10 protein-coding genes and 1 pseudogene are annotated in these 9731 nt (G+C 45.7%); 7 read left to right on the forward strand and 4 right to left on the reverse strand.

The window, feature by feature from the left end:
* Nucleotides 1-186: 186 nt before the first annotated feature.
* Both BM283_RS18385 and BM283_RS15975 read right to left on the reverse strand, forming a co-directional pair.
* Entirely contained in the window at nt 187-366 is a 180-nt protein-coding gene (locus BM283_RS18385; protein ID WP_139225310.1) for a hypothetical protein, read from the reverse strand.
* 97 nt (nt 367-463) lie between these two features.
* Nucleotides 464-664: a CsbD family protein gene (locus BM283_RS15975; protein WP_046851697.1), complete on the reverse strand. Its 201-nt coding sequence runs from the start codon at nt 662-664 to the stop codon at nt 464-466.
* Between the two features lie 301 nt (nt 665-965).
* Here BM283_RS15975 and BM283_RS15980 point away from each other — a divergent pair, with 301 nt between their 5' ends.
* Entirely contained in the window at nt 966-2021 is a 1056-nt protein-coding gene (locus BM283_RS15980) for an ISNCY family transposase (protein ID WP_302848305.1), read from the forward strand.
* A 17-nt stretch (nt 2022-2038) separates the two neighbouring features.
* On the opposite strand, the pseudogene BM283_RS15985 reads toward BM283_RS15980, so the two are convergent.
* Nucleotides 2039-2901, reverse strand: a pseudogene (locus BM283_RS15985) (IS982 family transposase); the annotation flags it as partial.
* 150 nt (nt 2902-3051) lie between these two features.
* Here BM283_RS15985 and BM283_RS15990 point away from each other — a divergent pair.
* From BM283_RS15990 to BM283_RS16005, 4 genes are all read left to right on the forward strand, one after another.
* Nucleotides 3052-3282, forward strand: coding sequence for a hypothetical protein (locus tag BM283_RS15990; RefSeq protein WP_090694881.1), 231 nt, complete (start codon nt 3052-3054; stop codon nt 3280-3282).
* A gap of 104 nt (nt 3283-3386) precedes the next feature.
* Nucleotides 3387-3629 carry a helix-turn-helix domain-containing protein gene (locus tag BM283_RS15995; protein ID WP_139225311.1) on the forward strand — a complete coding sequence of 81 codons (243 nt, stop codon included), beginning with the start codon at nt 3387-3389 and terminating at the stop codon, nt 3627-3629.
* Nucleotides 3563-4207 carry an IS630 family transposase gene (locus BM283_RS16000; protein ID WP_254776410.1) on the forward strand — a complete coding sequence of 215 codons (645 nt, stop codon included), beginning with the start codon at nt 3563-3565 and terminating at the stop codon, nt 4205-4207. The genes BM283_RS15995 and BM283_RS16000 overlap by 67 nt, the downstream gene beginning before the upstream one ends.
* 588 nt (nt 4208-4795) lie before the next feature.
* On the forward strand, nt 4796-5728 hold the full coding sequence (locus tag BM283_RS16005) for an esterase/lipase family protein (RefSeq protein ID WP_139225313.1): 933 nt from the start codon (nt 4796-4798) through the stop codon (nt 5726-5728).
* 213 nt (nt 5729-5941) lie between these two features.
* On the opposite strand, the gene BM283_RS16010 is transcribed toward BM283_RS16005, so the two are convergent.
* A complete protein-coding gene (locus BM283_RS16010) occupies nt 5942-6958 on the reverse strand; it encodes an ISAzo13-like element transposase-related protein (RefSeq protein WP_368086448.1) in 1017 nt (338 codons plus the stop codon).
* A 751-nt stretch (nt 6959-7709) separates the two neighbouring features.
* On the opposite strand from BM283_RS16010, the gene BM283_RS16015 reads away from it, so the two are divergent.
* Together BM283_RS16015 and BM283_RS18390 are read left to right on the forward strand one after the other, a co-directional pair.
* Nucleotides 7710-8918, forward strand: coding sequence for an SUMF1/EgtB/PvdO family nonheme iron enzyme (locus BM283_RS16015; RefSeq protein ID WP_175492191.1), 1209 nt, complete (start codon nt 7710-7712; stop codon nt 8916-8918).
* 425 nt (nt 8919-9343) lie between these two features.
* A complete protein-coding gene (locus BM283_RS18390; protein WP_139225314.1) occupies nt 9344-9646 on the forward strand; it encodes a hypothetical protein in 303 nt (100 codons plus the stop codon).
* Nucleotides 9647-9731 lie beyond the last annotated feature (85 nt).

The following is a 9731-nucleotide window of genomic DNA, read 5'->3' on the forward strand; positions in this document are numbered from 1 at the left end:
CCTTTGATGAAGACAGCAATCGGACTCGCAAGGGGCATAGTGCTGCGAATCTGGCTGTTATCCCGCATATCGCCCTGAATCTGATCAAGGCCGAAGCTGGCATCAAGACCAAGCGTTTAAAAGCCGGATGGGATAATGAGTATTTACTCCGGGTTATTGGGATAATTTAAGCGTGATTGCCCTGGTTCACTCGGATAATTTCTTACAAACTGTTTCCAGGGGGGGTGTACGAAACACTTCCAGGTGCTGTTCCCAGTCATCTGGATCCTCCTTCTGCTGTGCCCTCGTTGTGATGACATAGACTGTATTGATCACTTCTACAACTGGAGGATGGAGGGATTTATTGTTTAGATTTCCTTTACTCACAGATCTCGTTTGGCTAACAATAAAAATTGATTGCGCAGTATGTCGCTTTCACAACATACTGCTCTGCTTCATGCAAGAGGAGGACGCTACTTAATCATTAATGAAGATTTCTTTCCCATTCGCCAACTTGCTTTTCCGCTTCTTCCTTACTGATTCCATATGATTTCTGAATTCTGCCAATCAACTGATCGCGTTGTCCATCGATCGTGTCGCAATCATCGTCGGTGAGTTGACCCCATTGTTCTTTGATTTTACCTTTGAATTGTCTCCAGTTACCTTGTATTTGATCCCAGTTCATTTGCAGCTCCTTTTTAAGTTTGAATTGAGTTTCTACTGCTTAATGCTTATTCATCGAACTTCGATAAAATGCACCAGTATTGGTTCGCGTACTAAGGCTACACGTATTAATCTATATGTAGTTAATTATATTGTAATGCTGATATAACTGTGCTTCTGTGCGCCAACTAACATAGTGTCAGCCCAAAAACCCTCTATCTCTAGTGGAAACAATGAGTTGCACTTAATTTTGGAGATGAAGATTTCTAAAAAATTGAGTCTAAGTGACGTTATTAGCTGGTTTTGGCGCATTTTTAAGCAAAATAACCACAAAGTTGGGGGGGGCATGCTCTCGTAAAAAGGGCGAAAGCGTCTTGCGTGGGTGGTGTGACTCCTTTGTGGTTGAAACCGATGTGCATTTCCCAACCGACATCAACTTATTGGGGGATGCTATGTGCCAAGCAATTACGCTGACGGCGCGCTGGTGCGAAAGTCAGCAATTAAGCGATTGGCGGCAATATCGCTACAACCTGCGCCAATTAAAACGACTGATGCATCATGCGCAGAACAATAAGCGCAGCAAAGCTAAAACGGAAGCTCACCGGAATAAAATCCACGCACAAATGATTCAAGCGCATCAGGCCTATATTGACCAGGCGCAACGCCACTTGGACAAAATCCAGACTACCTTAACCAGGCTGCTCGCCACTGCTCTTGGCGAGCAGCTGCAGCAGCTTGAAATTGAAGGCTACCTCCAACACGCCCAGCGCCAAATTGATCAAATCGAACGTCGTGTCATCAAAGGCGAAACCATTCCTCACGCAGAAAAAGTATTTCCTATTTTTGAGCCACGCACCGAATGGATTAGCAAAGGTAAAGCCGGCGTGCCTGTTGAGCTGGGTGTCAAAGTGTGCATGTCTAAAGACCAATATCAATTCATCTTGCATCATCACGTAATAGAAAAACAAACCGATGATCAGATTGCGGTAACCATGATTACGGAAGCGAAGAAACGCTTTGCCACCCTCAACGCCTGCAGCTTCGATAAAGGCTTTCATTCACCTGCCAATCAGGCTGAATTGACCCAGCAGCTCGACCAGGTTACGCTCCCTAAAAAAGGCAGACTATCCAAAAAGCGGCAACCGGTAGAAAAAACTGAGGCATTTGTTCAAGCCCGGCTTGCCCACTCAGCGGTAGAGTCGGCCATCAATGTGCGGGAGGTGCATGGTCTAGACAAATGCCCAGACCATGGCATCGAAGGATTTAAACGTTATGTTGCATTAGCCATTGTCAGCAGAAATATCCGCCGAATCGGTGACATGTTATGGCAGCAAGAGGTGGAGCGTAAGCGCAGAACAATAAAACATAATTTAACGTGAGTTCGACATAAGAATCATCACATCACGATTGGAAGAGCTTGAGGGAGTCTGATATTAAGCGAGGGTTTCTTCTCGCGAAAGGTGTAAGCCACCAGTCCGGCTATCAGATTAACAAAGAAGTTAACCGGGCTGCGATGGCGGGAATGCTCGATTTGCGAGATATTCTTCAATGGGTCATTGACGGTCTCAATGATGGAGCGTTTACGTAACAGCAGCTTGCCAAACAACGGCCGCAGCTTGTTTTTCATGTTCTTGCGTACCTTGGTTACCAGCTGCACGCCTTGCTGCCGAAGTTGCTCAAAGAGTGACTGCGAAATGTAGCCCCGGTCACCAAAGAGCTTTCCAAATAAGGAGCGCGTCAACTCGGGTACCGAGTCACGGTCATCCACATTGCCCGCCGTGATTTTGTACTTTCAGCAATTCCCCCTGGTCATTGATGACCAGGTGCAGTTTGAATCCATAAAACCAACCCATGCTGGTCTTTCCCCGGGCAGCAAACTCTGGCATTACTTTATTTGACCCAATGCGGCGATTGTGGCACACACTGATCCTGGTCGAATCAATGAAGCTGATCCCACTGCAACATCCAAAACGGCTGGCCAGAAAACCACATAAGGGAATCAAGCTATCTTGCAACAACTCCACCAAGCGGTAGTAACTCACTCACCCTGGAAAATAACCCCGCTGATACCTCAATACGTCATTCAGGTAACAGTGCTTAATGTCTGATAACCGGATAGATGAACCCCCCCACCATGATGATCATGACTTCGCTTAGACACAGCGCTCCTTGCCGCCGACACCGTTTCAGCGACGACTCTAATAAGTGCTGCTCCCATCTCGGCTCAAACTCTTTACAAAATTCGTCACTCGCACAAAAACTGTTGAAGTATCCATGGGAATCTGACTCCTCTCATGATGAAATTCTTTTCCCAAATCACTTCATCATAAGGAATTCAGGTTGCTTTTACAGCTTTTCTTATGTCGAACTCACGTTATCATAAGGTGCTGCCAGGTTCATTGCCGATCTGTGCGTACACATCGATTTGATCATATTCGGCCACAATTGCACAGCAATGGATTGTGTGGCGATAAAGCTTATCAACAGCCCGATGCCGCAAAGGTCAGGCAAGCTCAAAATCTGACCGTGTTGACGCCGGTTAAAAAACAAACAGGGCAGCACCACCTGGAATCACAGGATCAATGGTTATCTACAGCAGTTGCTCGCGTGCGGCAACCGATTGAAGCATTATTTGCCTAGATTGAAGAAAAAACAGACATTGAAGGTATAAGTCAAGTTCGTTCTTATAACGGGCTGATGGTGTATATATAGCATAACCAGATAATTTTGATTATAATGTAAAAATGGCATATTCATTAGATTTCCGCCGTAAAGTCCTGTCTGTCCGAAAGAAAGAAGGACTTACGATAGCCGAGGTGGCGGCCCGGTTTGATGTTGGCGTAGCTAGCGTGCGCGCTGGGTTAAGAACATCCATCGTAAACCTCAAGGGTTTCGTCAACGCAAGATTGATCTTGAGGTATTGCGGCAGGATATTCGAGATTATCCTGATGCTTATCAGTACGAGCGGGCAAAACGTTTGGGTGTAGCGCAGAACGCTATTTTTCTGGCGCTCAAAAAGCTTGGCATCACCTATAAAAAAACTCTGAAGCATCCCAAAGCAGACGCAAACGAACGGCGCATCTTCCAGGAGAAGATCGCTGCCTATGAAGCTGCAGGCCGGGCCATTGTCTACATTGATGAAAGTGGATTTGCACAGGATGCGCCGCGCACGCACGGTTATGCACCTGCTGGCCAGAGATGCCATGGCACCCATGACTGGCATGCGCCAGGTCGTATCAACGCGATCGACACCCTGATCGGAAAGCTATTGCTCACCGTCAGCCTGTTTGCAGTCAATATCAGCGCTGATGTATTTCACGAATGGGCAATGCAGGACCTGTTGCCTGAATTGCCGTCACATGCCGTCGTTGTGATGGACAATGCCACGTTCCATCAGAGGCAGGATACGCGCGATGCTATACAAAACGCTGGGCACACCCTTGAATACTTACCTGCTTATTCTCCTGATCTTAATCCCATTGAACATACATGGGCACAGGCCAAAGCACTGCGTAAACAACAAAACCAGACCGTTGAGATGCTCTTCAGATCCTATACATTCTGAATCATTCTTAACTGGTTAGGCTATATTCGGAAAACTAGCTGTGGCTCTGTTTTTCTGGAATTTTTTTCGAGTTAGTTCTTAATCCACATTTAAGATGGTAACTATTACCAAAATAGAGATGGGCAGATTTCCATATAAATTATTATAGTTTATATGGTTTCTGTAAATTATTTAAATCAAATTATTACTTGTCCACAATTTCTGTGGATAACTTTGTGGGTAATTTGCAAATACTGTTGCTAAGATGGCTATTTGTAATAATCTTTTTTAGATCGGTTAAATTTTAAACACATAAAAATATAATTTATAATCAATAGATTATATTTTTTACTCTTTATTTCTGCAGTTTTGATTAATGCAAGATGCTTTTTAAAAAGCGATGTGGATTACTCCATAATGTCAAGAAAATCTTCAATTTAATTGCATGGATTCCTATTTGAAATGCTGAGATTTTAGATTCTCCAAAGAAGATGTTTGAAGTTCTTCAACAAGATAATTAAGCTTATCTTATGCTTAATGATCGGGTGGTGAGTCGGTAAATGAGCGTTACCCTCCTTTTATGTTTAATAAGAGATCAAGTTTGAATAAATGAAAAAGAATTGTGCTTCTACGATATTAGTATTTTGTTTAATTTTTATACCTAATCTTGTATTAGCAAGCAGAGGATCTGTGGAAAATAGGAATGGAGATATAAATGTTGTTCTGGCGCATGGATTTTTTGGATTACGCACAGTCGGTTCCGATAATTATTTTAATGGTGTTGAGGAATATTTTAAAAATCATTACGATGCCAAAGTATTAGTTACGAATGTAAGCCCAATAGGTAGCATTAGAGAACGAGGCAATCAATTAAGACAACAAATAATTAATGCAATTAAAAATCCTGATGAATACCCCTTTTTTAATCCCAAAGCTCCAATTCATATTATCGCTCATAGCATGGGTGGATTAGATGGCCGTTTTATTCTATCGCCAGCGAACCCTGATAATATCGCCAATTTGATCACCTCCTTAACTACTATCGGAACTCCACATAAAGGATCACCATTAGCAGATTTATTCTTCCTCGGCTTTAATCCTTTGGTCGAGCTCTTGAAGCTTTGGTTTAATGTAGATGAGTTTATGGAATCTCTCTCTGAATTAGGAATAACAAAAGACGGAATACACGACCTGACTACAGTTGCAATGCGTATTTTCAATCAAGAATATGAAGATAATCCAAATGTAAGTTATTTTTGGGTTGCCGGGATTGGACGGGGTGGAAGTTTGAATAAAACCAGTTATGACTTATCATTAACTCACACATACATTCAAATGGTCACTCAAGAAGATAATGACGGTGCAGTAGCCTTATCTTCCGCTATGCATGGTGAAGCTATTGGAGAGCCTTGGCTTGCAGATCATCTGGACGAAGTAGGACATGATTTAGATTACCCACCAAGTGGCATACCAAAAAATTTCAATTATTTAGCTAAGTATGATGAAATAATTCTAAGAATAAGATCAGTTCAATCAGACTAATTACGTACCTCTACAGTCAGATTACTAAAGGAATATCCTATATATATCATAGTATACTATACATAATTGATGGTCTCGGTTGGTAGAGATGTCCCTTTAAATTTATTTTTCTTAAGGTAATCTGCAACTGTTAATCCGAGTATCACTGGTATGAGGTAGGGGGGGGGAGGGGATCATCTATGCTTAGGCGATTTCCGAAAATAAACATCCCCATCAGGCTGGCCGAATCAGAATGTCCCATTTGGGCAAAAGCGGATTGCGCTCCAATCTGGCTTCGATCTCCCGCATGGCTTTCCTGGATAGAGAAACGCCTTTCTGGTAGAGCCTGCGGCTCAATTTTACCATCGGGTGGCTACCTCTCCAGATCATGCTTTTCGCCCATGCCAGCATGGTTGCGGTATCCACCCGTTGGGCTCCATCCCAATGCTGTTCCCAAATTTCCCAACCTCGTTCGATGGGACTGTACTTGCTGTGGTATGGTGGATAGTACAGCAGTTGGATAATTTTGCCGGTCGCATCAGCGAACTCCACCATGCGCTTGAGGAACCGGGTGCGCACCCTGCTGCTTTCCCGACCATTGTCCACTTTGAGTTGGATGTGCGTCATCACGGCCTGCTTTTCCCTGGGAATGGCCTGCCACCCGTCCTCCAAACCATCCACGATGAAGCCACTGGTCTTGAAGGCGCTTCCAAACGTCAGAGGCAACTGCCCACTATCCTCTTCCACGATCCCAAACGGAACCTGCTTTTCCTCGCAGCCCCTATCGTGATCGTCGACCTGGATGTCAGCGCGGGTTTTCCCACTCCGTGAGTATGCCCCGATCTTCACAGTGGCCTTGCACTCGATGCCCAGGCGCATGACCTGCCCACCTTCCAAATACGCTGGGTCCGCTATGGGCTTTCCGTCCTTGTCCGCGATATTGGCAAAGATGGCATCCGTTTCCGGGAGTTTTTGGGGTTTGGCCTTGACCACCTTGCGCAGGCGGTAGCCATTCCGGTTCAGCACCTTGGCCATCGTGCTGGGCGATGGCAGGCCATCCTCCGGAAAACCTTGGGCACGTAACCGATCCAACGCCGCCGCCACGGTCAGCCGGGTATACGATAGCGCCGTACGGAAGGTCGGGTCTTGCTGACAATGCGATTCCGCCAATGCCCGGAGGGCCTGCGCCCATCGGGGTGCTTCTCCTCCCAGAGGCGGTTTCCGCAGTACGCTGCTTGCGCCCCCAGGCAAATCACGCCCGTGCGCTGTTCATTCAGCCCGAGTTCAATCGTGTCGCGATGCCAGTCAAACACCCGCTCTGCCTGGCGGGGACTGCCGCGGCAATATTTCAACGTCATCTCCGCCTGAAAGGAGCGGCGTTCCGCTCCGAGCTTTTCGAACTCGCCAGTCTCAGGTCTTCGATTTGGGACGTACTCAGGGGCGCAGCAGTCGGGGCAGAGGCGAACAGCATAGTCAAGCTCAGGGGTTAAACAAGTGGGAGCCCAATTCTACCTCAATGGGGAATAGCCTTTTTCGGGAATCACCTTAACACATCGTTATAAATAATGATATCTATCAAATGCGCTGATGCGTGTGCCAAGGTGAGTGTCAGACGCCGAGTTAGGTTTCCGGCAATATTTTACCATTTGTCATCAGCACATCAATCTCGGGTGACAGATTTACTCTTCCTTCAGCTTTAAATCGTTTCACTGATACTGCTCTTTCTAGTCTCCTTTATTAAGTTATTGAATTTAAATTTCTCTAATTCGTAGCAAAAATGATATTAATTAATTTTGCGTGAAGGGTGAAAAATGGGTCAGAACCACAATATTTTACTCTGATCAAAGGCAAATTTTATGAATTCTGGATGACTTTCCGGTCAGGTTGACGACCAAACTGTTTCTTGGTACATTCGGCTCTCATAAAAGGCATTTTTGTTCATATACGCAATTATGCCTTATTCGAAAAACATCTAGATTGCTACAGTTCGTCAAAAGATCGCTTGCGCGCACAAATTGGCTTATCAGCAGTGAAAATCTTTTTCAGCTACGCCTCAGAAGATCGCGAACAGGCTCGGGCAATATATCATGCGTTGCGCGACCAAGGACACACGGTATTTTTTGACCGCACTGATTTACCTGCGGGCGAGGAATTTCACAATCACATTCGTACAGCGATCGAAGCTTCGCACTTATTCATCTTTCTGCTTACCATCAAAGCAATTGATGCTGGCAGCTATACATTGACGGAACTCGAGATCGCGCAGAAGTGCGGCATAAGAGTTTTGCCTATTGTGCCAGATGCGATCGATTTCGCTTTAATACCCACCGCACTTAAATCCGTCACATTGCTCCAGCCCAACGGCAATGTTGCGGCAAGCGTCGCGGCCGAAGTCGCCCGGATTGCACGCACATGGCGCCGTCGTCGCGTCAAACAGATTGTCACGGGTGTGACGCTTGTGGCGGCGTTTTCGATCGGACTGTTTTATGGGCAAAAATTTTTTACCAAACGGGGATTTATCGGCAATGATGGCGCGCCCACTGTACTGGTTCCCGCGGGAATGTTTGTCATGGGAAATGACGATCCATCGCCGCGACGGGAAATCTTCCTCAATGCGTTTTATATTGATGTATTTGAAGTGACGTTGGCGCGCTACGCAAATTTTCTAAAGGCGACAGGAAATATGCGTGCTCCGGAAGACTGGCCGAATGGCGAGGTTGCTCGCAACGGCGATCTACCAGTGGTCGGTGTCGATTGGTACGATGCTGAGGCCTACTGCCATTGGGCAGGAAAACGATTATTGACTGATGCTGAATGGGAGAAGGCAGCGCGCGGCAGCGATGAGCGAATATATCCGTGGGGAAACGATGAACCCACGCCAGATCGCGCGCGTTTCGGTCTTCCATATGAGCGACTGGCATACCAAAACGGTGTTGCCGCTGTCGGCACCCATCCCAAAGGCGCGAGCATTTTCGGCGTTCAAGACCTCGCCGGTAATGTCTCAGAATGGGTCAATGATTGGTTTGTAGAGAGTTTTTCATTGAGCGAGCGGCGCAATCCCAAAGGGCCAAAATCAGGTACCGACAAAGTGATCCGTGGCGGCGGTTGGTTCGATTCGGCATCGTATATCACTGCGGCGCGGCGCATGTACGCTAATCCGGATAATCGCGCCGACGACGTCGGATTTCGTTGTGCCGCAGATGCACGCTGATAACATGCTAATTCTAATTCGTGGAAAATGCCTCTTCCTCGCAGGGAGAAACTCAATAGTAGCGCGTGCGTATACTGCACGTGTATCTAAAGAATGTCCAAAGACTTTGCTGTTTGCGCCGATCTTAACTCCTCTGCTATTTTAGCTGCTCTCAATCATTCCCGTCCCGATACTAATTGATCTATCCCGCTCGCTTTTCTTACGATAATCCTTTTTCTCATAAAACATGGCTATATTATTTTCATTATTTAACGTGAGTTCGGGATAAGAAAAGCAGCAAAGGGAATCTGAATTCCTTATGATGAAAGGATCTTCAAAAAGAATTTCATCATTAGAGGGATCAGATTGCGATGGATACTATAGAAGTGACTTTTTGTGCAATTGACGATTTTTGGAAAGGGTTTGAGCCACAGTGAGAGCAGTGCTTGTCGGAGTCATCGCTAAAACGGCGTTATCGACGAGGAGAGCTGTGTCTAAGCGAAGTCATGACCATCATGGTGGAGTTTCATCTATCCGGCTACCGGACGTTTAAGCACTATCACTTGAATGACGTGTTGAGGTATCAGCGGGGTTATTTTCCAGGGTTGTTGAGCTACTACCGCTTGGTGGAATTGTTGCAAGATATACCCATCGCACATGAAATTTCGGCACTCAGGTGCTGCCAATGGTTTGGAAATTATCAGTTAATAATGTGCGTAATTCTGCTTCGTAATGATCGGTTGCTGTAAAAAAAGCTTGGCAAGCACTTTTGAAAAGTGAAAAAGTTTCATAGTAGCGCCCATACAGGATTTTCTTCTTGAAAAATTTCCAATA

This window comes from Nitrosomonas sp. Nm34, assembly GCF_900113925.1.
In the GTDB taxonomy this organism is placed as follows: Bacteria; Pseudomonadota; Gammaproteobacteria; order Burkholderiales; family Nitrosomonadaceae; genus Nitrosomonas.

Bases quoted from the DNA above. Each gene is read 5' to 3' on its own strand.
- BM283_RS15975 (WP_046851697.1), bottom strand. From the start codon at position 664: ATGAACTGGGATCAAATACAAGGTAACTGGAGACAATTCAAAGGTAAA.
- BM283_RS15995 (WP_139225311.1), top strand. From the start codon at position 3,387: ATGGCATATTCATTAGATTTCCGCCGTAAAGTCCTGTCTGTCCGAAAG.
- BM283_RS16005 (WP_139225313.1), top strand. From the start codon at position 4,796: ATGAAAAAGAATTGTGCTTCTACGATATTAGTATTTTGTTTAATTTTT.